Genomic DNA, 25,718 nt, shown 5'->3' on the forward strand with positions numbered 1-25,718 from the left:
AGCTCAACTCCACTCGATACAATGCCGTAGGATAGGTAGAGCCCTTGCGAAACCCATCAACGATACGCGCCGCAGTCATGGGTTTCGCTTCGCTCTACCCATCCTACGTTTGTGATCAATAAACTCGCATGCCCAGTCATTCAGCCGCAAGTGGCTTGGCGGCCTCCGCCCGCATCTCGGCGCGGGTCTTCGGCTTAGCCTTAATTTTCAGGTCTTCGAAATCCTGCTTGTCCCTGACGCTGTTGCGGAAAATCTGATCCTTGCCGGGCATATATTGCGGCGGGCAATAGGCATCCTTTGCACCATACCAGGCGGCCGCCTTGATGGTGAAGGACGGGTCGGTCAGGTGCGGACGACCAAGCGCGACGAGGTCCGCACGGCCGGCGGCCAGGATCGTATTGACCTGATCGGCGGACGTGATGTTGCCGACGCACATAGTGGCAACGCGGGCCTCGTTGCGGACTTGATCCGAGAACGGCGTCTGGAACATGCGGCCGTAGATCGGACGCGACTCCTTGACGGTTTGGCCTGTCGAGATATCGGCGAGATCGACACCGGCTTCGGCGAAGGCGCGGGCGATCTGCACCGCATCGTCACCGGTGTTGCCACCTTCGGCCCAGTCGGTCGCCGAGAAACGTACCGACATCGGCTTGTGTGCCGGCCACGCTTGACGCATCGCCGTGAACACTTCGAGCGGGAAGCGCAGACGGTTCTCCAGGGAGCCACCATATTCATCGGTGCGCTTGTTGGTGAGCGGCGACAGGAAACTCGCCAGCAGATAGCCGTGCGCCGTATGCATCTCAAGCATGTCGAAGCCACAGCGCTCGCCGCGGATGGCCGCGGCGACGAACTCTGCCTTCACACGATCCATGCTGGCGCGATCGATTTCCGCGGGCACCTGACTGTCCGGATAGTAAGGCAGCGGCGACGCCGAGACGATGTCCCATGCGCCATCGGCAAGCGGACGGTCCATGCCGTCCCACATCAATTTGGTCGCGCCCTTGCGGCCGGCATGGCCGAGCTGCAGACAGATCTTGGCGGCGGACGTGTTGTGCACGAAATCGACAATGCGCTTCCACTGCGCTTCCTGCTCGTCGGTCCAAAGTCCCGCACAGCCAGGCGTGATGCGCGCGTCGCGGCCGACGCAGACCATTTCGGTGAAGACGAGACCTGCGCCGCCAATGGCACGCGAGCCGTAATGCACCAGATGGAAATCGTTCGGCACGCCCTCTTCCGCCGAATACATACACATCGGCGACACTACGGCGCGATTGGCAAGCACCATATCCCGCATCTTGAACGGCTGGAACATCGGCACTTCCGGCTTATCAATATCGACGTCGAAGCCCTGCGCGCGCACCTTCTGCGCAAACGACTTGTCGACTTCCTTGACGAAGTCCGGCGCGCGCAGCGTCAGGTTATCGTAGGTAATCGCCTTGGCGCGGGTCATGACGCCGAAAGCGAACTGCACGGGGTCAAAATCCCAAAAGCGATCCACGTGCTCGAACCAGACTAGCGACACGTCCGCTGAATGCTGGATCTTCTCGACCTCCTCGCGGCGACCGTGTTCGTAGTCGTGCAACCCGGCCTCGACAGTGGGCGCCTTCGCCATCGCATCATGCAGCGCGATGGCATCCTCCATGGCGAGCTTGGTGCCCGAACCAATGGAAAAATGTGCCGTCGCCTTGGCGTCGCCGAGCAGCACCATGTTGTCCTTGACCCAGCGCTTGTTGCGGATCATCGGGAAGTTGCGCCACATCGAACGGTTGATCAGCAGCTTGTGGTCACCGAGGAACCACTTGAAGATCTCATGCATCCGATCGGCGGATTCCTGCTCGCCGAGGCCTTCCAGGCCGGCGCGCTTGAAGGTCTCAGGATCGGTCTCGAAGATCCAGGTCGAGCGGCCTGCCTCATACTGATAGGCATGGGCGATGAACGGACCCCACTCGGTCTCCTGGAACAGGAAGGTGAAAGCATCGAGCGGCTTGGTTGAACCCATCCAGGTGAACTTGTTCGAGCGCAAATCTACTTCGGGCGCGAAGTGCTCGATATATTTGTTACGGAAGTGGCTGTTGATACCATCAGCCAGCACGATCAGATCGGCATCGGCGAAACGTGCTTCGTCTGTGATATCGACTTCGAACAGCAGATGGACACCGAGTTCGCGGGCACGGTCCTGGAGGATCATCAGCAGCGTGCGGCGCGAACAGCCGCAGAAGCCGTTGCCGCCGACGCGGTGGACCGTGCCGCGAAAGTGCACGGCGATATCATCCCAGTAAGCGAATTCCTGGGTGATGCGCTGATAGCTTGGAAGATCGTATTTCTCGAAATTATCGAGGGTGGCGTCGGAAAACACCACGCCGAAGCCGAAGGTGTCGTCGGGACGGTTGCGCTCGTAAACCGTGATCTCTGCCTGCGGCCGCTGCTTCTTCAGCAGGATCGCAGAATAGAGGCCCGCCGGCCCGCCACCGATAATCGCGATCTTCATGACAACCTCCGCAGTCGTGCCTGGATGGAGATATTTTAAACCTAAAACAATTCCTGGCAAGCCTGACAAACCGGCAATTCGCCGGCTTTGATGCACATCAAATTATCAGTCGGCGCGATGCATCTTGAATTTGCTCGCGCCCGCGCGAGGCGACTTGTTGAAACTCTGTCATGGCCGGGCCTGACCCGGCCATCCATCTTACCACCCGCATTGCCGCCAAAGATGGATGCCCGGGTCAAGCCCGGGCATGACGGTGCGTGTGTCTCAATTACCCTCGAACTTCGGCTTCTGCTTGTTCGCGAAGGCATGGAACGCCCGGGCGAAATCCTCCGTGGTCATGCACAGTGCCTGCGCCACCGCCTCGGCTTCGATCGCCTCTTCCACCGACATCGCCCACTCCATCGACAGCATGCGCTTGGTCATGGTGTTGGCATAGGTCGGGCCTTCGGAAATCTGCCTGGCCAGTGTCTGCGCCTGGCTCAGCACCTCTGCAGGCGCGACGATGCGGCTGAAGAAGCCCCAGCGCTCTCCCTCCTCGGCGCTCATGAAACGGCCGGTGTAGAGCAGCTCCGAGGCGCGGGACTGGCCGATGATGCGCGGCAGGATCGCGCAGGCGCCCATATCGCAGCCGGCGAGACCTACCTTGTTGAACAGGAAACCGACCTTGGCGCCGGTCGCCGCCAAACGCATGTCGGAAGCCATCGCCATGATCGCGCCGGCACCAGCGCAGATGCCTTCCACGGCCGCCACGATCGGCTGCGGGCAGGCGCGCATCGCCTTGACCAGATCGCCGGTCATGCGCGTGAAGGCGGTGAGATCCTTGGTATTCATCTCGATCAAGGGGCCGATGATTTCAAACACGTCGCCGCCCGACGAGAAATTGCCGCCGGCACCGGTGACGACCACGACCTTGACGTTGTCATCCATCGCACAGGCGCGGAAGAAATCCGTCAGTTCGCGGTAGCTCTGGAAGGTCAGCGGATTTTTGCGTTCCGGCCTGTTCAGCGTCACCGTCGCGATGCCATCGGCCACCGCCAGCAGGAAATGCTCAGGCTTGAACTCGGCCAGCGGCAGCGTGACGGGATTGGCGACCTTGTTCTTGACCATGACTGACATATTGGCTCCCGGTAATTTGTTCGGTTCTTGTTGTTGCGGTTCGATCAGACTTCGCCGCCAGCGACGGCGATGCTCTGGCCGGTGATGGAACTGGCGCCAGTGCCGCACAGCCACAACACAGCATCGGCGACCTCGCCGGGCGTCACCAGACGGCCCTGCGGATTGTGCTTCGCCAATTCGGCAACAGCTTGTTCGCGCGTACGGCCGGTCTTGCTCATGATGTTGTCGATGCTGCCTTCCAGCAGATCGGTTTCGGTAAAGCCTGGGCACACTGCGTTGACGGTGACACCGCTTTTCGCGACTTCCAGCGCCACCGAGCGCACGAGGCCGATGACAGCATGTTTCGCAGCGCTATAGGCGCTGACATAGCCATAGCCCTTGAGGCCAGCCGTCGAAGCCACCGCAACGATGCGGCCGCTCTTGCGCTTGACCATATCCGGCAGCACAGCCTGCGTTGCATAGACGACGCCCATGAAATTAACGTCCATCATGCGCTGGAACAGTGCTGCATCCGATTTCACGAATGGCGCGGACTCCGCAGCACCCGCATTCGCCACCAGAATATCGATCGGCTGGCGTTTCGCGGCATCCGCAATCGCGGCATTCAGCGCGGCTTGATCGGACACGTCGGCGGCCATCGCATGGTGCGCGTCATCAGCGGCAACGACCTCGTTCAGCACTGCAAGATTGCGACCCAGGATGGTGACGGTCGCGCCGGCCTGCACCAACGATGCTGCAATGGCGCGGCCGATGCCGCGGCCGCCGCCGGTCACCAGAGCGTGGGGGGAGCGAGACAATCCGGACATGCGTCACCTTCCGCAGGCTCTCCATGAGCCGGCCTGGATATTATTTTATACTTCAAGCTTTTGCAAGAAACAGGCAGGCCATGCTGCTAGCGGCTGCGGCGGAGCGTATCCGACGGGCTCTCGCCGTAGCGGGCGCGGTAGAAGCTGGCCATCCGGCTCGGATGGGTAAAGCCAAGATCGAAGGCCATATCAATAACGCGCTGGCCCGGCGCGGCCCGCAGCAGTCGTGCATTCAAATGCATCAGCCGGATATCGAGCAGCGCATCGGAAATCGACATGCCGAAATGCTTCTGAAAGCCGAGCTGCAGCGAACGTATCCCGATGCCAGCTGCGCGCGAGAGCCGATCGAGATCGAGCGGCTCGGTGGCATGAGCCTCAAGATAGTCCCGTGCCTTTCTCAGCACTGACGGGAGCGGACCAAGGCGCGCGAGGGTGCGATCGATGGTGTCGGTGAGCGTATGTCGCTGACCGGTCAGCAGCAGTCCAATCACGGAGTCACGCAGGGTCGCCGCCATCATTGGCGAGATCTGCTGCCCCGGCCCACGATGCTCCGCGAGATCGACCAGATATTCGATCTGGGACCGGATCGCGAGACCGAACGGCGTATTGAGGTCGACCTCCGGATCAAACTCGATGACCGCTCCGGATTTCTCCGCCAGCGCCGCCGCGCGCTCCTCGACGAGCCGTCGTTCGACCAGCAGGATCAATTTTGCGCAATCGTCCTGCCAGACCATCTTTGTAGGCATTGTGGGCGAGAGCAAGGAAGCGACACGCCCTGCAGATACCTCGATCGTCCGGCCACCCGTACTGATCCGGGCACCGCCATGCATCGGGATCTGCAGCAGGAAGAAGCGATCGAGACAGCCGGGATCGATGGAGACCGCACCGCCATAGGAGACATAGTTCACGGAGAAGCCATCGAACGCGGCACAGTTATGGAGCGCATGAAAATCCGGCCAGGAGCGCTGCAAGGGGTCCAGCGCATGCGGACAGAAGATGCGCCCGATCGAGTCGGCAGCTTCGTCGATATCCCTGGTGAAGACGCGGGAGAACGCCGCAAGCCTTGCGGCGCGGGCCGGCTGGGCATTCCCTGATACGGCTGCGTCCAACACCATGGTCCGATCGCCTGCGTTATTTGAAGCCTAGACTATCCATGTCCCGTCACGCCGCATAGTCGGCGCCCCGCCGCAAATATTGCCGTGCTGCACAACGAATGCGCAGGCCGGCGTCTTCCAAACATGAGTGTGCAGCGCAGCGTACGCGCGCCCCGCCTGCGCCGGTAATTATTTCGTCGTTTGGATAGCGGATTCGTTCAACGGCTAGAGACAGACCCCGAGGTCACGCAGCATCCTTGCAGACGTGAAACCCAAGGGAGCAGGACCATGGCGGCACTTGAAAAAGGCATTACCCAGAACGGCACCGGATATAACGGCACCACGTGGAATATCCTTGGACAGGTCTATTTCCCGAAGGCCGTGACCGACTCCACCTTTGCCTTCGAGACCAACAGCGATCCTGGCCAGTTCGTGCCGGTGCATATCCATCCGACCCAGGAAGAATTCATCCTAGTGCAGGAGGGTATTCTCGACCTCAAGCTCGACGGCCAGTGGGTCCGCGCCCATACCGGCGATCTGGTCCGCCTGCCCCGCGGCATTCCGCATGGCTATTTCAACAAATCGGACAAACCGGCCCGCGCGCTGTTCTGGGTCTCGCCGACACAGAAGCTCGAAGCCTTGTTCAGGCAATTGCACAATATGAGCGACATCGAAGCCATCGTGCGGGTCTCCGCTGAGCATGAAGTGAACTTCCTGCCACCGGAAGCCAACGACTAGGCGTCAACAGCCGAACCCAGTTTTTTTCACGCATCGCGGACGTTCCGCGCAGACACCCGTCTGCGCGCGAACCCGCACGTCCGCGATCCAACGCCGCATTCAGACAGGAGACGAGCCATGGTCAGACAGAAGAATGTTTGCGTCATCGGCGCCGGCATTGCCGGCCTTGCCGCCGCGAAATCCTTCACAGCACGCGGGCACAAGGTCACGGTGCTGGAGCGCAGCGGCGACCTCGGCGGCGTCTGGGAGCCAGCCCGCTCTTATCCAGAGGTGCAGACCCAGAGTCCCAAGGAACTCTATCGCTTCACCGACAAGCCGATGCCGGCGAGCTATCCGGAATGGCCCAAGGGGCCGCAGGTCCATGCCTATCTCACAGATTATGCACGCGACTACAATCTGATCCCGCTGATGCGTTTCAACACGACCGTCGTGAGCATGAAACGCCGCGATGATAGACTCCCCGGCTGGACGCTTGAGACACGCGATGCGACTGGCAACACCGCGCAGGAAACATTCGATTTCGTGGCGGTCTGCACCGGGCAATTCAACGAGCGCAAGGAACTGCATCATCCCGGCGAAGACGCGTTCAAGGCCGCCGGCGGCGTGATCCTGCATTCGGCCGAGCACACGGATTCATCCATCGTCAAAGGCAAGAAGGTCATCGTGCTGGGCGGCTCGAAATCGGCCACCGATATCGCCGTGCATTCGGTCAATGCCGGCGCCAGCGCCGTTACCTTCGTCTATCGCGAGCCGGTCTGGCGCATTCCCTATTTCATCGGCGGCCTGATCAACTTCAAGCGCATCCTCTATATCCGCGCCCAGGAGGAGATGTTTCGGGGCTGGGGCCTGAGTGCGCTCTCGCGACTCAATCACGCCATTGCCAAGCCATTCATCTGGGCCAACTGGCGCGGGCTGGAGGCCATGTTGAAGACCCAGCTCAAGCTCAAGAAATGCGACATGGTGCCGGAAGGCCGTATCGAGGACGGCATCAACTGCTCGGTACCGATCGCTACACCTAACTTCTTCCCGATGGTTGCCGACGGACGCATCAAGGCCATCCGCGGTACCTTCGATCACTACGACGGCAAGACCATTGTGATGTCATCAGGCCAGCGCGTCGAAGCTGACGTTGCCGTGCTGGCTATCGGCTTCACACTCGGCGTACCGTTCCTGCCGCAGCAATATCGCGACAAGCTCATCCAGGACGACGGGCAGTATCGGCTGTATCGCGTCATTGCCAATCCGGATCTGCCAGACATGGGATTTGTCGGCTTCAACTCCAGCTTCTGCTCGGTGCTGACGGCGGAAATGGCCGCCAACTGGCTGGTGCGCTATGCCGACGGCAAGCTGGCGAAACAGCCGACGGCAGCCGAGATGCATCGGAACATGGACGAGATGCTGCATTTCAAGCGCGTTGAGCGTCCGGCCGCCGGTGTCTATGGCGGACTGTGTGTGGCGCCCTATCACTTCAAGCATTTCGACGAACTGCTCGACGACATGGGCGCCACCAACAAACGGCGCAGCGCGCTGGTGGAGAAGTTCACGCCGCCGGATGCGGACGCCTATGCGCGGTTTCTTGCGTCGGCTCCGAACTACAAAGCGGAGGCTGCGGCCACGTAGCTTCACCCTCCATTGTCGTCCCCGCGAAGGCGGGGACCCATAATCACTGTCAACGTGGTCCAAACGGCAGAGTTACCCCGACTGTGTTCCGACCAGATCTCCAGCGTGTATGGGTCCCCGCCTTCGCGGGGACGACACATGGATAGATTGGCGACTAACTACTACGCCCCCGTCTGCGCCGCCTTGATCAGCTCGCGACCGATGATGACCTTCTGAACTTCGGTTGCGCCTTCGTAGATGCGCAGCGCGCGAATCTCGCGATAGAGCTCCTCGACCTTGACGCCCGACTGCACACCGAGACCGCCGAAAATCTGCACAGCACGGTCGATCACTGTCTGTGCCGCTTCGGTCGCGAACATCTTGGCCATGGCGGCTTCGCGTGTGATGCGCGCCGCGCCCTGATCCTTGGTCCAGGCCGAGCGATAGACCAGCAGTGCGGAGGCATCGATTGACGTGGCCATCTCCGCGAGGCCAGCCTGCGTCAGTTGCAGATCACCGAGCGTATGACCGAACATTTTTCGCGTCACCGAGCGATGCAGTGCTTCGTCGAGCGCGCGTCGTGCGAGGCCGAGCGCGGCTGCGCCTACCGTCGAGCGGAACACATCGAGCGTCGCCATCGCCACCTTGAAGCCCTCGCCGTCCTTGCCGATACGGTTCGCCAGAGGCACGCGGCAATCCTCGAATTTCAACGTGGCCAGCGGATGCGGCGCGATCACATCGATCCGCTCCGCAATCGTGAAGCCGGGCGTGTCCGCATCGACGACGAATGCGCTGATGCCGCGCGCGCCGGATTCACCGGTACGCAGGAACACGACATACTGGTCGGCAATGCCGCCATTGGAGATCCAGGTCTTGAGGCCATTAATGCGGACATGATCCGGACCATCAGGCATCGCCGTCGTCGTCATCGCAGCGACATCCGAACCTGCATCGGGCTCTGACAATGCGAAAGCTGCAATGGCCTCACCGCTGGCGACGCGCGGTAGATAGCGCGACTTCAATGCTTCCGAACCGAACAGGCTGATCGGGCCGGTGCCCAATCCCTGCATCGCAAAGGCAAAGTCTGCGAGACCAGTCTCATAGGCCAGCGTTTCGCGGATCAGACATAGCGAGCGCACGTCAAAGGTCGGAAACATTCCGCCATGGCTCGCCGGCACTGCCGCGCGCAACCATCCTCCATCACCAAGCGCCTTCACCAGACGTTTGCAGGAGCCATCGACGTCATGATGATCGACCAGACCGGGCAATGTCGCCTTGGCCCAGCGCGACAGGCCGGTGGCCAGTTCGCGGTGATGGTCCTCGAAAAACGGCCAGGACAAAAATGACTGATCGGACATGGCTTCCTCCCTCGATGCATCGGCAATCGACATTGTTTTAAACCTAAAGAAATTCCGGACAAGGGCGATGGCCGAACATCACAACATCGCCAAGCGGCAGGCGCAGGGTCCATCACTCGGAGACCCAACCTCTAACAACGACGTGCCTCCGGATAAGGCAATCCACAACCCTTTAAGTCTAAAACTATCGCTTTTCATATATCTCGGACATGCTAGGATCACCCTTGTCCGACAGCACAGGAGGCCTATGCGTGCCAAATTCTGCAGCCCTGACGACGAAGGACGGCCGCTTCGGCTTTGAGGCCAAAGGCTCCCCCGCGGCGACGCCGCTGGTGTTTCTGCACGGGATCGGTGGTGCCGGCCGCGGCTGGCGCCCCCAGCTCGAAACGTTTGGCGACCGCTACTACGCCATCGGCTGGGACATGCCGGGCTATGGCGGTTCAAAGCAACTTGAGACACCTAGCATCCCGGCCTTCGCCGAAGCCCTGAAGGACTTTCTCGCGCAGATTGGCGCCAGGAAACCGGTGCTGGTCGGCCATTCCATTGGCGGCATGATCGTGCAGCGCTTCATGGTGGACTATCCCGATCTCGCCGGCGCCATCGTGCTGGCGCAGACCACCTCCGCCTTCGGCAGCTCCGACGGCGAATGGCAGAAGAATTTCATCGACGCCCGGCTTGGCCCGCTCGACCGCGGCGAGACCATGGTCTCGATGGCGCCGAAGCTGGTGGCAGGCCTGATCGGCGACAATCCGGATCCTGCCGGCCTTGAACTCGCACGCGACTGCATGGCCGCTGTGAAGCCCGACACCTACCGCGCCTCGATGAAGGCGATGATCGGCTTCGATCTGCGCAAGAACATTGCGGACATCAAAATACCGACTTTAGTCCTATCCGGATCGAAAGACAACAACGCGCCGGCAAAGACGATGGCAAAGATGGCGGGCCTCGTGCCCGGGTCGACCTATGTCGAACTCGAGGGCGTCGGCCATCTCGCCAGTTTCGAACGTCCGCACGAATTCAACGAAGTGCTCGCCGACTTCCTCAAAACCAGCCACAACCTTTCGGGGTCATCCTCATGAACAAGCCTGCCAGCAAGCCCGATCTCGACAGCACCGTTCTCGACAAGCCGATGTTCGATCCGAAGGCCTATCGTCTCGACGACGAGCAGGCCGGGCTGATCGCCAAGGCGCGCGAGCTGGCGCAGGCTAACTTCGCCGATCGCGCGGCGAAGTGGGATACCGAGGCCACCTTCCCGCTGGAGAACTACAAGGACCTGCACAAGGCGGGTCTGCTGGGCATTTCGATCCCGAAAGCCAATGGCGGTTCGGGCGCCGGCTATCAGACCTATTCGCTCGCTGCCGCCGAGATTGGCCGTTATTGCGGCGCCACGGCACTCACCTGGAACATGCATGTCTGCTCGACACTGTGGTCCGGCCCACTCGCCGATGACCTCGACATGGATGACCAGATGCGCGCCGAACAGCACCGCCGCCGCGCCATCCACTACAAGCGTATCGTCGAAGACGGCGCGATCTATTCGCAGCCGTTCTCCGAAGGCGGCGCAGCGGCCGCAGGCGGCGTTGCATTCGGCACCGAAGCCAAGCCCGTCAAGGGGGGCTGGATCGTCAACGGCAAGAAGATCTTCGCCTCGCTGTCGGGCTTCGCCGATTACTACGGCGTGCTCTGCACCGAGGTCGCTGAGGGCGAGAAGGCTTCGCGCCGCAACACGCTGTATCTGGCGATCTCCGCCAAGTCCGAAGGCGTCTCCGTCGTCGGCGACTGGGATCCATTGGGCATGCGCGGCACGGTCTCCCGCACGCTGATCTTCAAGGACGTGTTCGTGCCGGAAGATGCAGCGCTGATGCCGCGCGGCGTCTACTTCCAGGCCGCGATGCGCTGGCCGCACATGTTCCTGACGCTGTCGCCGACTTACGTCGGTCTCGCGCAGGCATCGTACGATTTCACCGTGAAGTATCTCCGTGGCGAAATCCCGGGCATGCCGCCGGTCAAGCGGCGGATGTATCCGACCAAGCAGATCGCCGTGGCGCAGATGCAGATCAAGCTCGAGCAGCTCAAGTCGACCTGGTTCCAGGCCGTGACCGAAGCCTGTGCCAATCCGAGCAAGGAGCAGGTGCTGCGCGCCTACGCCGCCCAGTACACCGTGATGGAAGGCGCCAACGAACTCGCCGCACTGGCGATCCGCACCTGCGGCGGTCAGGCCATGCTGAAGACGCTGCCGCTGGAGCGCATCTATCGCGACAGCCGCTGCGGTGCACTGATGCTGCCATGGACTGCCGAACTGTGTCTGGATCGTATCGGCCGAGAAGCACTCTACGAGGCCGGTGAGAAAGACGAGTAATCGTGGATCTCTCCAGCCTCATCGCCCGCAACGCCGCATTCACGCCGGACAAGCCCGCGATTCATTTCGAGGGCAAGACACTCAGCTATGCCGTGTTCAACGCGCGGATCGAGGCGACGGCGAAGGCACTGAAGACGGAATGCGGCGTTAGTCGCGGTGATCGCGTCGCGATCCTGAGCATGAACCGGCCAGACTATCTGGTCCTGCTCTATGCCTGCGCCCGCCTCGGCGCGATCATGGTGCCGCTGAACTGGCGCCTCGCGGTCGCCGAGCAGCTCTTCATCCTGTCTGACGCCTCGGTGAAGGTGCTGGTGCTCGAGGAAAGCTTTGCGGCCATCCTCCCGTCGCTTGCGAAGGACTTGCCGGATACGCGCGTGATCGCGTTCGATTTCGCGCCTGATGCCCCCGGCCAGACATTCGACACACTGCTGTCCCGCGCTTCCGGAGATGGCCGCAATCCGCATACCGACCTCTCCTGCCCGCTGCTGATCGTCTACACGTCAGGCACTACAGGCCGCCCGAAAGGCGCCGTGCTGCGCCAGGAAGCGCTGCTGTGGAACGGCGTGATGAGCCAGCACATGCATGGCCTCACGTCAGACGATCATGTCCTGACCGTGCTGCCCTTCTTCCATGTCGGCGGCCTCAACATCCAGACCACGCCGGCGCTGCATCACGGCGCTACCGTAACAATCCATGCGCGCTTCACACCCGACTCCACGCTGGAAGCGATCACGCGGGAGCGACCCACCCTGACCGTTTGGGTACCCGCGATCATTCAGGCCATGAGCGAGCATCCCGCCTGGGCTGCGACCGACGCGTCCTGCCTCAAGGCCGTATCCACCGGCTCCAGCATCGTGCCGCCGCATCTGATCGAACGCCTGACAGCGCGCGGCATTCCCGTGCTGCAGGTCTATGGTTCAACCGAGACCTGTCCAATCGCGGTCTATACGCGGCTGGGCGGCGACCTGTCGCGTACGGGATCGACGGGTTTGCCCGGCCTGTGCTGCGAAGCCATCATCATCGACGACGACGGCAACGAGCTGCCTGCCACTGCCACCGGCGAGATCGCGGTGCGCGGCCCGAACGTGTTCTACGAATATTGGGGCAACGAGGGCGCGACGCGCGAGGCACTACATGACGGCTGGTATCGCACCGGCGATATCGGCACGCGCGACGATGACGGCTATTTCTGGGTCCACGACCGCAAGAAGAACATGATTATTTCCGGCGGCGAGAATGTCTATCCCGCCGAAGTCGAACGCGTGCTGCTCGAACATCCCGATGTCGCCGATTGCGGCGTCGTCGGTGTGCCAGATCCGAAATGGCAGGAAGTACCAGTCGCCTATGTGCTGCTGCGGCCGAATTGCAGCGTGACCGCCGAGACACTGAAGGCCCATGTTCTCGCGCAGCTCGCCCGCTACAAGCAGCCGCGCGACATCGTGTTCGTCACAGACCTGCCGCGCACCGCGCTTGGCAAGGTGCAGCATTTCAAACTGAAGCAGGTTCAGGCGGCAACGCCGAGCGACGGAGAGACCAATTGAAGATCGCAGTATTGGGTGGCGGCAACGGTTCGTTCGCAGCCGCGGGTGATTTCGCACTGCAGGGCCATGACGTCCGCCTGTGGCGCCGCGACGCCGAGGCTGTCGCCGCGCACAACAAGGCCGGCTCGCGCATCAAGGTCAAGAATGCGCAGGGCACGCACGATACGCAATTGACGCTGGTAACGACGGACATTGCGGAAGCGATCAAGGACGTCGAACTGATCCTGTGCCCCGCACCCGCCTTTGCGCAGCCTGATATCGCCAAACGGATCGCGCCGTATCTCAAGGATGGTCAGGTCGTCTATCTGCCGCCGGCGACCTTCGGCTCGATGATCTTTGCCAAGGCCGCACATGACGCCGGCAACACGGCCAAGGTCGCCTTTGCGGAAACCGGTACACTGCCCTGGCTCGCGCGTAAGCACGGCCCGTTCGAGGTCGCCATCACCATCCGCGCCAAGCGGCTGCCGACCGGCGTGTTCCCGCTCCACATGATGGACTATGCCTGCAAAGTCATCGACAAGGCCTTCCCCGGCGTCATCGAGCCGTGTGGTGACGCACTGTCGGGCGCACTGATGAATGCCGGGCCGATCATCCATCCGCCGCTCATCGTGATGAATGCCGGCCCTCTTGAGCATTTTCCGACCTGGGACATTCACAAGGAAGGTACGCAGCCCGCGATCCGCCGCGTCACCGACGCGCTCGACGCCGAGCGCATCGCCATCCGCAAGGCCTTTGGCTACAACGGCGCGCATTTCCCGCTGGCGGATCACTACGCCAAGGAAGGCGAAGAGTGGATGTATGGCCGCGGCTCGCATGATCGTCTCACCGACAGCGGTGACTGGCGCGAGCACATCGTGCTCACCGAGCACCGCTACATGCGCGAGGATCTACGCACGGGCCTGTCGTTCTTCCTGTCCTGCGCCACGCTCGCGGGCGTCGAGACACCGCTGGTCAAAGCCTTCCTCGCCATCGGCGGCGCGATCTGCGGCGAGAACTTCCTGCAGGGTGGCCGCACGCTCGCAAGCCTCGGCTTCGGCGATCTCGATCAGGCCGCGCTGCTGAAGCTACTGCGCGAAGGCTTTGCCGCATGAGCGCCCGTGCCGCCATCGCATGTCTTGGCGCGGGCCGCATGGGCCGCGGCATTGCCGTCGCCTTTGCGTACGCGGGCCACCATGTCGCGATCGTCGACTTCAAGGCGCGCGAGGCGGATAAATTCAAGGCACTGGAGCTTGAGGCGCTCGGCGAGATCCGCAAGACCTTTGCCAGCATGGCGCGCTTCGGTCTGTTGAAAGAGGCCGACATCGAGACGCTGGTGTCACGCGTCAACGTCGTTCCGGAAGCTGATGCCGGTGCTGCGCTCAGCAGTTCCGCCATCATATTCGAAGGCGTGCCTGAAGTGCTCGACCAGAAGCGTGAGGCGCTGGCGCGCGCCTCACAACTCGCAGGCCCCTCGCCGATCATCGCGTCGACCACATCGACCATCCTCGTCGACGACATCTCCAGCGCCGTCGACCATCCCGAGCGCTTCCTCAATGCGCACTGGCTGAACCCGGCCTATCTCGTGCCACTGGTCGAGGTCTCGCCGGGCGCCAAGACCGATCCGGCGATCACCGCGCGGGTGAAGGAAATGCTCGAAGGCATCGGCAAGGTCCCCGTAGTTTGCGCCGCGACGCCCGGCTATATCGTGCCGCGTATCCAGGCGATGGCCATGAATGAAGCCGCGCGCATGGTCGAAGAAGGCGTTGCCAGCCCTGAGGATATCGACAAGGCGATCAAATACGGCTTCGGCTTCCGCTTCGCGGTGCTGGGCCTCTTGGAATTCGTCGATTGGGGCGGCGGCGATATCCTGTATTACGCCAGCAAGTATCTCACCGGCGCGCTGAACAACGACCGCTACGCGTCGCCGGAGATCGTCGGCCGCAACATGGCCGAAGGCCGCATCGGCCTCAAGACGGGCGAAGGTTTCCTCAATTATGAGGGGCTCGATGTCGATGCCTATCGCGAGGGACGGCTATCGGCATTCGTGGATCTGCTGAAGCACTTCCAGTTGCAGAAGCCGCCGGTGCTTTGAGACACCGCGCTCTACTCTCTCGTCATGCCCGGGCTTGACCCGGGCATTCATCTTTGCCGCAAACGCCGAAGATAGTTGGATGGCCGGGTCAAGCCCGGCCATGACGAACATTGGCAGATGAGTTCGACGGCTGAGCCGACCTCACACTTCCGGAAAGCCCCGCAGCAGATAGCTGCGCAGCCAGTGTAGCAGGCTGTTCAGGATCAGGCCCAGCATCGAGATCATGATCAGCGGCACGAACATGTCCACGGTCTGGAACGTGCGCGCGGCCTGCACTAGCATGTGACCGAGGCCGTCGGTCGAGGTGATCATCTCGGCGAGGAATACCACGATGCAGGAGATCACGAGGCCGATGCGGCAGCCCGTCAGGATCGACGGCATTGCGGCCGGCAGCACGACCTTGAACAGGATCTGCCAGCGCGGCGTGCCCGCGGCCATTGCCGACCAGATCAGCTTCTGCTCGACCATCGACGCACCGTAATAGGTCGACAGCAGGATCGGAAACAGCGCGTCGGCGGTGACCAGCGTGATCTTGGAGGCATGGTCGAAGCCGAGGATCAGCAGCAGCGCCGGATACAGCGCGATCTTCGGGATCGGCGCCAGCACGCGCACCAGCGGCTTGACCACGGCATTCACAGCCGGACTAACTGCCGCCGCGAGACCTATGAATACGCCGACGACCACGGCAATGCCGAAGCCGGCAAACAGCCGGATCAATGTGGCGGCGATGTCGTGCAGAAAGTCGCCGTTGAAGAAGTCCTTCGCCAGCTTGCCGAACACGGCGCCCGGTGGCGGCAGCAAGCTCGTTGGCGCGAAGCCGAACGAGATCAGCGACTGCCAGAGTGCCAGAAACAGCACGATCGGCGTGATGCCCAGCAGAGCCGAATTGATGCGGGTCTGGTTCATGTTGCGCTCACGTGAAGCTGAGAGGCATGTCGTCGCGCGGCTGCGACCAGCGCACCAGCGACAGGCGAAGCTTCTCGAAGGCCGCATCGAAGATGATGCCCATGGCGCCGATGATCAGGATCATCGCAAACACCGTGTCGTACTGCGCCATGTCGAGCGAGTTGAACAGGATGTTGCCGGCGCCGGACTGGCGCGCGATCATCTCGGAGGTGATCATGGTGATCAGCGCCAGCACCAGACCCGTGCGGCAACCCGTGAGAATTTCAGGCAGTGCTGCGGGCAACACGATGCGGAGCATGCGCATCGGCGCGGACATACCCATCGCCGCCCCCGACCACAGCATCTTTTCTTCGACGGCTTTGGAGCCCTGGAAGGCGTGATAGATAATCGGCAGCGAGACGCCGAGGAAGATGACGAGGATCTTGGAGACGTCGCCAACGCCCATCCACAGCATGATGATGGGCATCAGCGCCGCTTTCGGCACCGGATAGATGATCATCATCAGCGGATTGAAGAACGATGCTACGGCCTTGATGCGCCCCATCAGCAGACCGAGCGGGATCGCAAACATCACTGCGAGCACGAGGCCGATGGCCATACGACGGATGGAATCGAGAATGTTCAGCAGCGATCCCTTGTCCCCGAGGATCGACGGAATGGCCTTGATCGACTCCAGAGCCGTTGGGAAGCTTTCGGTATCCAGCAGCAGCGAAGCAATCTGCCAGACACACAGCAAGCCGATACAGGCGAACAATGGCGAAAGTGTCTTGAGCACCCCGCGCACGGTCATCACAGATGGTCCTTGCCGTCGTCGATCATCTTCTCGATATCGACGATGTATTTCTGGAACCGTGCGTCGAGCAGCAGATCCGCACGCTTGCGCGGCCGCGGCAGATCGATATCGACGATCTCCTTGATGCTGCCCGGCGAGCGCGACATCACGATCACCTTGTCGGAGAGATAAACGGCTTCCTCGACCGAATGGGTGACGAACAGCACCGTCTTGCGCTGCGTATCCCAGATGTCGAGTAGATCGTTCTGCAGCCGCGTGCGGGTATGCGCATCGAGCGCGCCGAACGGCTCGTCCATCAGCAGCACGGCGGGATCGTAGGCCAGCGTGCGCGCGATCGCGACGCGCTGCTTCATGCCGCCGGAGAGTTCTTTCGGATAGAAATTCTCGTAGCCCTTCAGGCCGACCATCTCGAGCAGCTTGCGGCCGCGCGTTTCGGCTTCAGCTTTCTTCATGCCCTGCTGGCGCATGCCATACATGACATTGCCGAGCACGTTCTTCCACGGAAACAGCGCGAATTCCTGAAACACCGGACCGCGATCAGGACCCGGTCCCGTGATCGCCTTGCCCTTCACCTTGGCGACGCCATCGGTCGGCTGCACGAAGCCGCCGACGATATAGAGCAAGGTCGACTTGCCGCAGCCTGATGGTCCGAGGATCGAGACGAAGGCGCCATCTTCGATGGTGAGGTTGATATCCGACAGCGCCAGATGGCTTTGCTTGCCGGAGGTCTGAAAGCGCTGCGAGACGTGCTCGATTTCGATCATGGCTGAAGCGGGTTTGCGGCCGGAAACCGGTTCCGACTCGGCGTGAGCGTCCGAACGTAGCGACACCACCTGCATTCCCGGTCCTTCATTTGCCATGCACGCATTGCAATCACGACGGCCCGACTGTGTCCATCATGCTGACGGACGCAGCGTAGCCGGAAACTGCAATTACTTTAAGCTTCAAATTTATGCGGGCAACGCCTTTTTGCTAGTCAACGCCTGCTGCGAACAGGTCAGCTTCCCGCAGCAGGGCTTTCGGCGCTTTCGTGGCGTTAGTCGCGGAAATACGGCTCAACAGAGCCGGTCAGCTTGATCAGCAGCGGATTGCCGTACCGGTCCTTTGCCGCACCGGCGGGCACCTTCACCCAGCCTTCGCTGACGCAATATTCCTCGACATTGGTCTTCTCGGCACCCTTGAAGCGAATGCCGACATCGCGCTGCAGCACTTCGGCATTGTAGAACGGGCTTCGCGGATCGGTGGACAGGCGATCAGGCAGATCGGCTGATGCATTGGTGTTGTCGGTCATAGCAGCGCCTCGATTTTCTCTCGCAGTGATTCAGGTTTGGCGGTCGGCGCAAAACGCTCGACGACCCGTCCGGAACGGTCGATCAGGAATTTGGTAAAATTCCATTTGATCCCCGAACCCAGCAATCCGGACTTTTCAGATTTCAGGTAATTATACAATGGATGCGCCCCGGCGCCATTCACGTCGATCTTCTCAAACAGTGGGAAGGTGATGTGGTAATTGGCCTCGCAGAAGCTCTCGATCGCCTTGGCGTCGCCCGGCTCCTGCGCGCCGAACTGGTTGCAGGGAAAGCCCAGCACGGAAAATCCGCGCGGCGCAAAATCCTGCTGCAGCTTCTCCAGCCCGGCATATTGCGGCGTGAATCCGCAGGCGCTGGCGGTGTTGACGATCAGCAGCACCTTTCCTTCGAACTGCTTGAGCGCGACAGGCTCACCTGTCAGTGCGTTCGCAGAAAAATCGGAGATGCCGGTCATCGCACTGATCCCTCTCAGGCCGTCACGGGGGCGCAAGGCATCGGCGGGGTACCGCCGGCCTCGATGGCTTCGCCGGCCAGCAGACAGAGATCCTCGCGGTAACGGCCGGCGACGACCTGCACGCCGGTCGGCGCACGGCCGACGAGGCCTGTGGCGACGCTGAGCGCCGGCAGGCCCATGAAGGGAATTCCAATTTGTGGCATCTGGGCGGCCCAGACGCGATCGAACGATTCCTGGCCCTGCATATCCAGATGATCCGGGAACGGCAGTTCGCCGGACATCGGCATCAGCACCACGCTGTAGGTCTGCAGGAACAGCTCCCAGTCGCGCACGAAGGTCGAGCGGCGCACCAGCGCACGCGACAGGCCGCCGTTCTCGAAGTCCTTGAGCTTGTCCTTCTGCCCGCGCAGACAGACCAGTGCTGCGGGATCGCCCTCGCGTTCGGCCGCATCCAGCATGCCCTGATAGCCATCGCCGAACCAGAGCTGCGTCTGCAATGCGGCGGCCTCGCGCAGGGCCGGCGTGTTCTCGACTTCCTCGACGACCCACCCTGCCCGCTCCAGCCGCTTGCCGGCATCGCGCACGGCGGCCTCGACATCGGCGGTGATGGCAAGCCCGTCGGGCCGCAGGCACATGGCGGCGCGCTTCTCGCGCGTCGGTCCTTCGAGCGGCGCCGGCACCCACCAGGGATCGCGCGCGTCGGGCTGCGACATCGCGGCGAGGCCAAGACGGACATCGTTGATGGTGCGCGCCAGCGGGCCGGACACCGCGGTGATCTGGCCGGAAATGATGCGCTCGGGCAGCGCCTGATTATAGGCGGCGATGCGGCCGACGGTCGGACGCAGACCGTGCACGCCGCAGGCATAAGCGGGATAGCGGATCGAGCCCGCGATGTCGGTACCATGAGCGATATGACCGATGCCGGCGGCGACCGCGCTGCCTGCGCCGCCTGATGATCCGCCCGGCGTCAGCGAGGGATCGCGCGGGTTTTTGGTATCGCCATAGAGCTGATTGGTGGTGAACCAGCGATAGGAAAATGCCGGGCAATTGGTGCGGCCGATGATGACGGCGCCAGCCTTCAGCAGATTGTCGATCACCGGGCTGTTGGTCTTGGCGATGATCTCGTTCTGGATCTTCACGCCATTCGATGTCGGATAGGTCGCGTAGTCGATATTCACTTTGACGGTGATGGGCACGCCGCCGAGCGGGCCGACATCGTCGCCGCGCGCAATCGCCGCATCGACCGCATCCGCCCGTGCCAGCGCCTCATTGGGTCGATGGTCGACCACGGCATTGATGGCAGGGTTCACAGCATCGAGCCGTGCGAGGCCAGCCACCGTCGCCTCCTTGGCGGACACCTTGCGGTCGCGAATGAGTGCGGAGAGGTCAGTTGCCGACAGGCGCCAGAGATCGTTCATGCAGTGCTCCATTGCTTGTCGCTTGTTAACGCAGGCGGCCGGAGATTGCCAATCAGGTACGATTTCGCAGTCTCGCGGCGCCGAAGCGTCCGAGCTATGAGCATTCCTTCCCACCCTCAATCGAGAGGGCGTGCGGAACGCCGGGTGCCCGTTGCACCCTTGGGCCTGATGCGAATGCGGTCTTCCGCAATCTAGAGTGCATCAGGACTTTCGGAGGCGCCGAGCAAGTGCCCGACGTTCCGCATACGGTGTTTTTTCGGTTGCCTGCACATCTGCCATGGCGAACGGTCCCATCACCAAAATTAATGTCCCAGGGCGGAGGGACAGGGTAGCCTCAAGCGAGTAAGCCGAACGCGTTTTGACTTGGTCGTCCGTCACACTGTCCAGGAGTCTTTCCATCCGAAGGTCGGCCGTCTCCTTGCCAGTGGCAGTGCTGGCGCAGATCCGTCCTGCCCGAAGACAGACGTCACCCCCAAACCGCGTAACGCCGCATCTCCGGCGTCCACCGCATCCAGCCCCGCGAACGTGACGATCGCGCTCGCCCCTCTCATCGGGGCCGGACGAAGGGGAAAATAATCCACGTCGGGATATTGTCAATAAGAAATAGGAAAAAATGTTTAATGACGTCTCCCCCCCCAAAAAAACTGTCATTCCGGGGCGTGCGCGCATCTTTGCGCGCGCCCCGGAATGACAGCGGGAGCTGAACATGTCGGGATTCCGGGCTCATTCCGGTCCGCTGTGCGGCCCGGCCTGCCCCGGAATGACGTCGCGCGGGTGAGCCCGCGCGACGTCACTTCACCCTTGCGAGAAAATAAGCCAGCTCCACGATCTGCGCTTCGGAGATCGACTGCATCACATCGGCCATGGTGGCATCGTAACCGTGGCGGGAGTTGTCCTTGTATTCGCGCATGGTCTTGGCGAGGTAGTCCTCGCGCTGGTTGGCAATGCGCGGGATATTGTCGCGGCCGGAGAAGTCCGCGTTGTGGCAGCTATCGCAGCGGAATTGCGATGTCAGCGCTTTCGCAGCCTGCATTCGCGCAGGATCGCCCGCTTCCAGTGCGACAGGCTTCGGCAGCGTGGCGAGATAATCCGAGAACAGGCGCAGGTCATCATCGGTGAAATCCTTCACCATGTCGTTCATCGGCTCTGCGATGCGGAGCTTCTCGCGAAACATGTAGATCTGGATCAGGGAATAAGCCGGCTGCTGCGCGCCGAGCGACGGCGTGTTCTCGGTTGCGGAGACACCCTTCTCGCCGTGACAACCGAGGCACGGCGCGGCCCGCTCGGTGATGGGTTCGGCGGCGAAGAGTGGGGACGTCGAGAGAAAAAGAGCTACGATGACGGCAAACGGGCGCATCGGCTTTGAACTTTCTGAATACTGAAACTCCGGCGTGGCGAATTCCTTCTCCCCGCTTGCGGGGAGAAGGTGAGGATGAGGGGGACTCTCACCGCGCTCGGAGCAAGTGGAGAGTCCCCCTCACCCGACTTTCACGCGCTTCGCGCGTTGCAGTCGACCTCTCCCCGCAAGCGGGGAGAGGTGAGAAAACGTCGTCACTTCGCGCCCGCCACCTTCTGCTTGCCATAGGTGATGCGATAGATCGCGCCGTTCCAGTCGTCGGAGACCAGCAGCGATCCGTCCTTCATCTGCAGCACGTCGACGGGGCGGCCGACATATTTGTTGTCCTCGATGAAGCCGGTGAGGAACGGCTCGACGGACTTCACCGTGCCGTCCTTGTTCAGCTTCGCGACAACGACGTCTCCGCCGAGCTTCTGAGTCTTGTTCCAGGAGCCATGGCGCGCGATGAAGATCGCATCCTTGTAGGCGGCCGGGAACATCTTGCCGGTGTAGAACCGCATGCCCAATGCCGCCGTATGCGACCCGAGCAGGCCGACCGGCGCGGTGTAGTCGGCGCAGGACTTGCCCCAGCCGAATTCCGGATCGAGGATATTGCCCTGCAGGCAATATGGCGCGCCGAAGTTTTCACCCGCCTTGGTGACACGGTTGAGTTCATCTTCCGGCACCGCTTCCGACATCCAGTCGCGGCCGTTGTCGGTGAAGTACATCTGCTTGGTGGTCGGATTCCAGTCGAAGCCGACGGTGTTGCGGACGCCCTTCACATAGATCTCGGCGCCGGTGCCATCGAGATTCATGCGGCGGATCTGGCCATGGGCCTCGTCATGCAGCACATTGTTGCCGGGTTGGCCGACCGGCACATAGAGCTTGTTGTCCGGGCCGATGCCGATGAACTTCCAGCCATGGGCTTCGTCCTTCGGCAGGTTGTCGTAGATCATGGTCGGCTTCGGCGGATTTTCGAGATTGTCTTCCACCTTGTCGATCTTCGAGATCTTCGACAGTTCGGCGATGTAGAGCGTGCCGTCCTTGAAGGCGAGACCGTTCGGGCGATAGAGGCCGGAGGCCAGCACCTTCACCTGGCGCTTGCCGTCATTGTTGATGACCGCGTAGACCTTGTCGACGAGGCGCGACCCCACAAAGACCGTGCCCTTGTCGCCTTCGCGCATCGAGCGCGCATTGGCCATGCCGGCGGCGTAAACCTCGATATTGAAGCCCGCGGGCACCTTCAGCTTCGCAGTCGGCAGCTTGTCGGCGGCGGACGGAATCGGCGGCGGCGCGACGGGCGCGAGCTTGGCTGCGGCAGCGCCATCGGGACGGCCGATCAGCGGCGAGCCGGGCGGCAGCGCAGGCGCCGCGGCAGCGACTGGCGCTGCTGCAGGTGCCGGAGCGGCAGCCTGCGGGGCGGCTGGTGCCGGTGCAGGAGCCGCTGCGGGAGCAGCAGGCGCTGCACTTGGAGCTGCACTTGGCGTGGCTGCAGGAGCCGGTGTTGCAGGTGATGTATCGGACTGCTGGGCAAAAGCGCCGCTTGTAAAGACACCGATGAACGCACCGGCAAGCAATGCCCGGCGCGCGGACGTGTAGACACTCATGGATCTCTCCCCTTTTTACGGAAGCCTTCTCTGCTCGCAGCGCATGAGATGCGCCGCCCCCGAGGCTTTCCGGATCGCACTGTTGGATATTTTTATGTCGCTGCGCAATCAAAACATCACGCGCGAGCAAGCCTGTGCGGATTCCCGCAATCGGCTAAAGCCTTTTCGGTTCTGATAGAGTTAGAACCGAGGCTCTAGCGTTGTGTATTGACGCGTTTTCTTGACGCGAACCAGTGCCCACTTCGCTCGACAACGCTCTAGTGCCGCGTTGCGGACTCATCGGTGGCATCGAGCAGTGCTTCGGTGAACGGAAATTCAAGCACGATCTCGCCGTCCTTGTCCGTCACCTCAAGCACCGCTTTGAGCAGATCGCTCGGCGTGCCCTCGGAGCGCAGCAATTGCAGGATCATCGACCGCGCCACATCCCAGGCATGATCGGGATCCCGCAGCTCCTCGCCTTCGGGATCGACCACCAGCTCGTCGTTGATGCGTGTGTTGAAGAAATAAAGCGGCATGGCAATTCTCTTGGCACTCGGCTTGGGCGCGGACGCAGAAGACCTCAGACCACGCGAATATCCCGGAAGATGCGGCGGGCTGAGTACGAATCAATGCCTTTCAACCAAAGGCCTTCGCTATCTATGGAACGTTCTCGCCATTGCAATGTTGCAGCGCAACCGATTGTGCATTGCACGCATATTGTACCCCTATCGCTTCACATTGTGATGACGAAGTTGTTGGCGAACCTTTGAGCAGGGAATAGAGTTATGGTTATGCAGTACCTGACTGCAGATAAGCGGGAGAGAAATATGGCCTGGAAAGCACCGAAGATCGTCGAAGTTGCAGTCGGCATGGAAATCAACATGTACGCCTGCGCGGCGCGCAAGTAAGACTTGAGCTCAAGCTAAGTTTTGGGGGCGCCTTCGTCGACGACAGGCGCCCCGCGTCTTTTTACGAGACGCTAATTGGCCGGGATTCAGGGCGATCTCATGTTGCGTGTTGTCGTTCTTGGAGCCGCGGCCGGCGGCGGTGTTCCGCAGTGGAATTGCGGATGCCGGATTTGTCGTGCGGCGCGCGATGAGCGGCCAGACTTGCGGAGCGGTCAGGCCTCGATCGCGGTGTCGGCCGACAATGCCAACTGGTTCCTGATCAATGCCTCGCCCGACCTGCGACAACAGGTCACCGATACGCCCCAGCTTCACCCCCACCCCGATCATGTCAGACACTCGCCGATCGCGGGCGTGATCCTCACCAATGGCGAGGTCGATGCGGTGGCCGGGCTCTTGTCGATGCGGGAAGGTTCGCCATTTACAATCTATGCGCACACACGTGTGCTGGCGATCCTGAAAGCCAACAGCATTTTCAACGTGCTCTCGGACAAGAACGTGCGCCGCGACGCCATCGAGATTGATACGTCTTTCGAACCGAAGCTGCAGGACGGCGCGCCGTCCGGCCTGGAGGTGCTGCCTTTCGTCGTGCCCGGCAAAAGCGCGTGGTATCTCGAAGGCCAGGCACATCCGGCCGGTGAGGATGGCGACGGCGATACGCTGGGTCTGCGGATTGCCGAGAAGGCCACCGGCAAGCATTTCTATTTCATTGCGGCCTGCGCGCGGGTGACGCCCGAACTGAAGACGCGCATCTCCGGCGCCCCGCTGGTGTTCTTCGACGGCACCGTGTGGCGCGACGACGAATTGATCGCCGCAGGATTGGGCCATAAGACCGGCCAGAGCATGGGGCATCTGTCGATGTCCGGCACGGATGGCGCGATCAGCGAACTGGCCGATGCCGGCATCGCCAGAAAGTTCTTTCTGCACATCAACAATTCGAACCCGGCGCTGCTGCATGATTCCACCGAGCGCGCCGCATTGACCACCGCCGGCTGGCAAATCCCCGGCAATGGCATGGAGATCACGCTGTGAACGCCCCAGGTGCTACCATGACAAGTGCAAACATGATCGGCGCCAACGCCATTTCCGCCTATTCGATTTCGCCAGGCGTGCCGCTGGAGAATGCCGCGCAACTCGAAGAGACGCTGCGCCATATCGGCGCGACGCGCTATCACAGCCTGCATCCGTTTCATAAATTGTTGCACGGCGGCAAGCTCAACAAGGGCCAGGTGCAGGCCTGGGCGCTGAACCGCTACTATTACCAGAGCACGATCCCCATCAAGGACGCCGTGGTGATCTCGCGCTTCCGCGACCGGGCGACACGCGTGGAATGGCGGCACCGCATCGAGGATCACGACGGTGATACCGGCGCCGAAGGCGGTATCGAGCGCTGGCTGAAGCTGACCGAAGGGCTTGGCCTCGACTCAGCCTATGTGGAATCCACCGAAGGCATCCTGCCGGCGACGCGTTTCGCCGTGGAGGCCTATGTGCATTTCGTGCGCGACAAGACGCCGCTCGAGGCCATTGCCTCGTCGCTGACGGAACTGTTCGCCCCTAACCTGCATGAAGAACGCATTTCCGGCATGCTGAAGCATTATGACTTCGTCAATCCGGACATCATGAGCTATTTCAGCCGCCGCCTGACCCAGGCGCCGCGCGATGCCGGCTTTGCGCTGGATTACGTCAAGCAGCACGCCAACACCCCGGCCGAGCGCCGCGCGGTTTGCAATGCACTGATCTTCAAGACCAATGTGTTGTGGGTGCAGCTCGATGCGCTGTATCATGCCTATGTGGACGGCTATGTGCCGCCGGGCGCGTTCGTCCCGGCCAAGTAAGAAGG

24 protein-coding genes are annotated in these 25,718 nt (G+C 61.7%); 10 read left to right on the forward strand and 14 right to left on the reverse strand.

Annotated elements, in window-relative coordinates:
- Positions 1–136 precede the first annotated feature (136 nt).
- The 4 genes from AB8A23_RS26280 to AB8A23_RS26295 all read right to left on the reverse strand — a co-directional run bounded on the left by AB8A23_RS26280 (position 137) and on the right by AB8A23_RS26295 (position 5,525).
- Positions 137–2,488, reverse strand: a complete 2,352-nt coding sequence (locus tag AB8A23_RS26280; protein WP_439057653.1) for a bifunctional salicylyl-CoA 5-hydroxylase/oxidoreductase — start codon at positions 2,486–2,488, stop codon at positions 137–139.
- Positions 2,489–2,752: 264 nt separating this feature from the next.
- A complete protein-coding gene (locus tag AB8A23_RS26285; RefSeq protein ID WP_120288979.1) occupies positions 2,753–3,595 on the reverse strand; it encodes an enoyl-CoA hydratase family protein in 843 nt (280 codons plus the stop codon).
- A gap of 53 nt (positions 3,596–3,648) precedes the next feature.
- Positions 3,649–4,410, reverse strand: a complete 762-nt coding sequence (locus AB8A23_RS26290; protein ID WP_120288978.1) for an SDR family oxidoreductase — start codon at positions 4,408–4,410, stop codon at positions 3,649–3,651.
- An 86-nt stretch (positions 4,411–4,496) separates the two neighbouring features.
- Positions 4,497–5,525, reverse strand: a complete 1,029-nt coding sequence (locus tag AB8A23_RS26295) for an AraC family transcriptional regulator (protein WP_439057652.1) — start codon at positions 5,523–5,525, stop codon at positions 4,497–4,499.
- A 267-nt stretch (positions 5,526–5,792) separates the two neighbouring features.
- Between AB8A23_RS26295 and AB8A23_RS26300 the strand changes: the two genes are divergently transcribed.
- Together AB8A23_RS26300 and AB8A23_RS26305 are read left to right on the forward strand one after the other, a co-directional pair.
- Entirely contained in the window at positions 5,793–6,242 is a 450-nt protein-coding gene (locus tag AB8A23_RS26300) for a cupin domain-containing protein (protein WP_120288976.1), read from the forward strand.
- A 117-nt stretch (positions 6,243–6,359) separates the two neighbouring features.
- Positions 6,360–7,862, forward strand: coding sequence for a flavin-containing monooxygenase (locus AB8A23_RS26305; protein ID WP_439057651.1), 1,503 nt, complete (start codon positions 6,360–6,362; stop codon positions 7,860–7,862).
- A 161-nt stretch (positions 7,863–8,023) separates the two neighbouring features.
- Here the strand turns inward: AB8A23_RS26305 and AB8A23_RS26310 are convergent, their stop codons facing one another.
- Complete coding sequence (locus AB8A23_RS26310; protein WP_439057650.1) at positions 8,024–9,199, reverse strand: acyl-CoA dehydrogenase family protein; 1,176 nt, start codon at positions 9,197–9,199, stop codon at positions 8,024–8,026.
- Positions 9,200–9,450: 251 nt separating this feature from the next.
- Between AB8A23_RS26310 and AB8A23_RS26315 the strand changes: the two genes are divergently transcribed.
- Genes AB8A23_RS26315 through AB8A23_RS26335 form a run of 5 tightly spaced genes read left to right on the forward strand, consistent with a single transcriptional unit; the run spans position 9,451 to position 15,170 of the window.
- Positions 9,451–10,278 carry an alpha/beta fold hydrolase gene (locus tag AB8A23_RS26315; protein WP_439057649.1) on the forward strand — a complete coding sequence of 276 codons (828 nt, stop codon included), beginning with the start codon at positions 9,451–9,453 and terminating at the stop codon, positions 10,276–10,278.
- The gene (locus AB8A23_RS26320; RefSeq protein ID WP_439057648.1) at positions 10,275–11,558 is read left to right on the forward strand and encodes an acyl-CoA dehydrogenase family protein; all 1,284 of its coding nucleotides are present in this window, start codon (positions 10,275–10,277) and stop codon (positions 11,556–11,558) included. Before AB8A23_RS26315 ends, AB8A23_RS26320 begins: the two co-directional genes overlap by 4 nt.
- Positions 11,559–11,560: 2 nt before the next feature.
- Complete coding sequence (locus AB8A23_RS26325) at positions 11,561–13,099, forward strand: class I adenylate-forming enzyme family protein (RefSeq protein ID WP_439057647.1); 1,539 nt, start codon at positions 11,561–11,563, stop codon at positions 13,097–13,099.
- The gene (locus tag AB8A23_RS26330; RefSeq protein WP_439057646.1) at positions 13,096–14,190 is read left to right on the forward strand and encodes an NAD/NADP octopine/nopaline dehydrogenase family protein; all 1,095 of its coding nucleotides are present in this window, start codon (positions 13,096–13,098) and stop codon (positions 14,188–14,190) included. Before AB8A23_RS26325 ends, AB8A23_RS26330 begins: the two co-directional genes overlap by 4 nt.
- Positions 14,187–15,170 carry a 3-hydroxybutyryl-CoA dehydrogenase gene (locus tag AB8A23_RS26335; protein ID WP_439057645.1) on the forward strand — a complete coding sequence of 328 codons (984 nt, stop codon included), beginning with the start codon at positions 14,187–14,189 and terminating at the stop codon, positions 15,168–15,170. The genes AB8A23_RS26330 and AB8A23_RS26335 overlap by 4 nt, the downstream gene beginning before the upstream one ends.
- Positions 15,171–15,311: 141 nt before the next feature.
- Here the strand turns inward: AB8A23_RS26335 and AB8A23_RS26340 are convergent, their stop codons facing one another.
- The 9 genes from AB8A23_RS26340 to AB8A23_RS26380 all read right to left on the reverse strand — a co-directional run bounded on the left by AB8A23_RS26340 (position 15,312) and on the right by AB8A23_RS26380 (position 23,509).
- Positions 15,312–16,076, reverse strand: coding sequence for an ABC transporter permease (locus AB8A23_RS26340; protein WP_439057644.1), 765 nt, complete (start codon positions 16,074–16,076; stop codon positions 15,312–15,314).
- Between the two features lie 7 nt (positions 16,077–16,083).
- A complete protein-coding gene (locus tag AB8A23_RS26345; RefSeq protein ID WP_439057643.1) occupies positions 16,084–16,866 on the reverse strand; it encodes an ABC transporter permease in 783 nt (260 codons plus the stop codon).
- Complete coding sequence (locus AB8A23_RS26350; RefSeq protein WP_244528451.1) at positions 16,866–17,708, reverse strand: ABC transporter ATP-binding protein; 843 nt, start codon at positions 17,706–17,708, stop codon at positions 16,866–16,868. Before AB8A23_RS26350 ends, AB8A23_RS26345 begins: the two co-directional genes overlap by 1 nt.
- Positions 17,709–17,905: 197 nt before the next feature.
- Positions 17,906–18,160 (reverse strand): DUF3297 family protein, encoded by a 255-nt coding sequence (locus AB8A23_RS26355; RefSeq protein WP_089267433.1) that lies wholly within the window; start codon positions 18,158–18,160, stop codon positions 17,906–17,908.
- Positions 18,157–18,633 (reverse strand): glutathione peroxidase, encoded by a 477-nt coding sequence (locus tag AB8A23_RS26360; protein ID WP_439057642.1) that lies wholly within the window; start codon positions 18,631–18,633, stop codon positions 18,157–18,159. Before AB8A23_RS26360 ends, AB8A23_RS26355 begins: the two co-directional genes overlap by 4 nt.
- Before the next feature lie 14 nt (positions 18,634–18,647).
- Positions 18,648–20,051, reverse strand: a complete 1,404-nt coding sequence (locus AB8A23_RS26365; protein WP_439057641.1) for an amidase family protein — start codon at positions 20,049–20,051, stop codon at positions 18,648–18,650.
- Between the two features lie 790 nt (positions 20,052–20,841).
- Positions 20,842–21,408: a c-type cytochrome gene (locus AB8A23_RS26370; RefSeq protein WP_439057640.1), complete on the reverse strand. Its 567-nt coding sequence runs from the start codon at positions 21,406–21,408 to the stop codon at positions 20,842–20,844.
- Between the two features lie 194 nt (positions 21,409–21,602).
- A complete protein-coding gene (locus AB8A23_RS26375) occupies positions 21,603–22,994 on the reverse strand; it encodes a PQQ-dependent sugar dehydrogenase (RefSeq protein ID WP_439057639.1) in 1,392 nt (463 codons plus the stop codon).
- A 257-nt stretch (positions 22,995–23,251) separates the two neighbouring features.
- Positions 23,252–23,509, reverse strand: a complete 258-nt coding sequence (locus AB8A23_RS26380) for a DUF6894 family protein (RefSeq protein ID WP_089267437.1) — start codon at positions 23,507–23,509, stop codon at positions 23,252–23,254.
- 291 nt (positions 23,510–23,800) lie between these two features.
- On the opposite strand from AB8A23_RS26380, the gene pqqA reads away from it, so the two are divergent.
- The 3 genes from pqqA (at position 23,801) to pqqC (ending at position 25,713) form a co-directional block, all read left to right on the forward strand.
- Positions 23,801–23,881 (forward strand): pyrroloquinoline quinone precursor peptide PqqA, encoded by an 81-nt coding sequence (pqqA, locus tag AB8A23_RS26385; RefSeq protein WP_089267584.1) that lies wholly within the window; start codon positions 23,801–23,803, stop codon positions 23,879–23,881.
- Positions 23,882–23,980: 99 nt separating this feature from the next.
- Positions 23,981–24,910, forward strand: coding sequence for a pyrroloquinoline quinone biosynthesis protein PqqB (pqqB, locus tag AB8A23_RS26390; protein WP_175367304.1), 930 nt, complete (start codon positions 23,981–23,983; stop codon positions 24,908–24,910).
- A 32-nt stretch (positions 24,911–24,942) separates the two neighbouring features.
- Positions 24,943–25,713: a pyrroloquinoline-quinone synthase PqqC gene (gene pqqC / locus AB8A23_RS26395; protein WP_439060449.1), complete on the forward strand. Its 771-nt coding sequence runs from the start codon at positions 24,943–24,945 to the stop codon at positions 25,711–25,713.
- Positions 25,714–25,718 lie beyond the last annotated feature (5 nt).

The organism is Tardiphaga sp. 619_E2_N8_4, assembly GCF_051810905.1.
Classification (GTDB): Bacteria; Pseudomonadota; Alphaproteobacteria; order Rhizobiales; family Xanthobacteraceae; genus Tardiphaga; species Tardiphaga robiniae.

Bases quoted from the DNA above. Each gene is read 5' to 3' on its own strand.
- AB8A23_RS26280 (WP_439057653.1), bottom strand. From the start codon at position 2,488: ATGAAGATCGCGATTATCGGTGGCGGGCCGGCGGGCCTCTATTCTGCG.
- AB8A23_RS26285 (WP_120288979.1), bottom strand. From the start codon at position 3,595: ATGGTCAAGAACAAGGTCGCCAATCCCGTCACGCTGCCGCTGGCCGAG.
- AB8A23_RS26290 (WP_120288978.1), bottom strand. From the start codon at position 4,410: ATGTCCGGATTGTCTCGCTCCCCCCACGCTCTGGTGACCGGCGGCGGC.
- AB8A23_RS26295 (WP_439057652.1), bottom strand. From the start codon at position 5,525: ATGGTGTTGGACGCAGCCGTATCAGGGAATGCCCAGCCGGCCCGCGCC.
- AB8A23_RS26300 (WP_120288976.1), top strand. From the start codon at position 5,793: ATGGCGGCACTTGAAAAAGGCATTACCCAGAACGGCACCGGATATAAC.
- AB8A23_RS26305 (WP_439057651.1), top strand. From the start codon at position 6,360: ATGGTCAGACAGAAGAATGTTTGCGTCATCGGCGCCGGCATTGCCGGC.
- AB8A23_RS26310 (WP_439057650.1), bottom strand. From the start codon at position 9,199: ATGTCCGATCAGTCATTTTTGTCCTGGCCGTTTTTCGAGGACCATCAC.
- AB8A23_RS26320 (WP_439057648.1), top strand. From the start codon at position 10,275: ATGAACAAGCCTGCCAGCAAGCCCGATCTCGACAGCACCGTTCTCGAC.
- AB8A23_RS26335 (WP_439057645.1), top strand. From the start codon at position 14,187: ATGAGCGCCCGTGCCGCCATCGCATGTCTTGGCGCGGGCCGCATGGGC.
- AB8A23_RS26340 (WP_439057644.1), bottom strand. From the start codon at position 16,076: ATGAACCAGACCCGCATCAATTCGGCTCTGCTGGGCATCACGCCGATC.
- AB8A23_RS26345 (WP_439057643.1), bottom strand. From the start codon at position 16,866: ATGACCGTGCGCGGGGTGCTCAAGACACTTTCGCCATTGTTCGCCTGT.
- AB8A23_RS26350 (WP_244528451.1), bottom strand. From the start codon at position 17,708: ATGCAGGTGGTGTCGCTACGTTCGGACGCTCACGCCGAGTCGGAACCG.
- AB8A23_RS26355 (WP_089267433.1), bottom strand. From the start codon at position 18,160: ATGACCGACAACACCAATGCATCAGCCGATCTGCCTGATCGCCTGTCC.
- AB8A23_RS26360 (WP_439057642.1), bottom strand. From the start codon at position 18,633: ATGACCGGCATCTCCGATTTTTCTGCGAACGCACTGACAGGTGAGCCT.
- AB8A23_RS26365 (WP_439057641.1), bottom strand. From the start codon at position 20,051: ATGAACGATCTCTGGCGCCTGTCGGCAACTGACCTCTCCGCACTCATT.
- AB8A23_RS26370 (WP_439057640.1), bottom strand. From the start codon at position 21,408: ATGCGCCCGTTTGCCGTCATCGTAGCTCTTTTTCTCTCGACGTCCCCA.
- AB8A23_RS26375 (WP_439057639.1), bottom strand. From the start codon at position 22,994: ATGAGTGTCTACACGTCCGCGCGCCGGGCATTGCTTGCCGGTGCGTTC.
- AB8A23_RS26380 (WP_089267437.1), bottom strand. From the start codon at position 23,509: ATGCCGCTTTATTTCTTCAACACACGCATCAACGACGAGCTGGTGGTC.
- pqqA (WP_089267584.1), top strand. From the start codon at position 23,801: ATGGCCTGGAAAGCACCGAAGATCGTCGAAGTTGCAGTCGGCATGGAA.
- pqqB (WP_175367304.1), top strand. From the start codon at position 23,981: ATGTTGCGTGTTGTCGTTCTTGGAGCCGCGGCCGGCGGCGGTGTTCCG.
- pqqC (WP_439060449.1), top strand. From the start codon at position 24,943: ATGATCGGCGCCAACGCCATTTCCGCCTATTCGATTTCGCCAGGCGTG.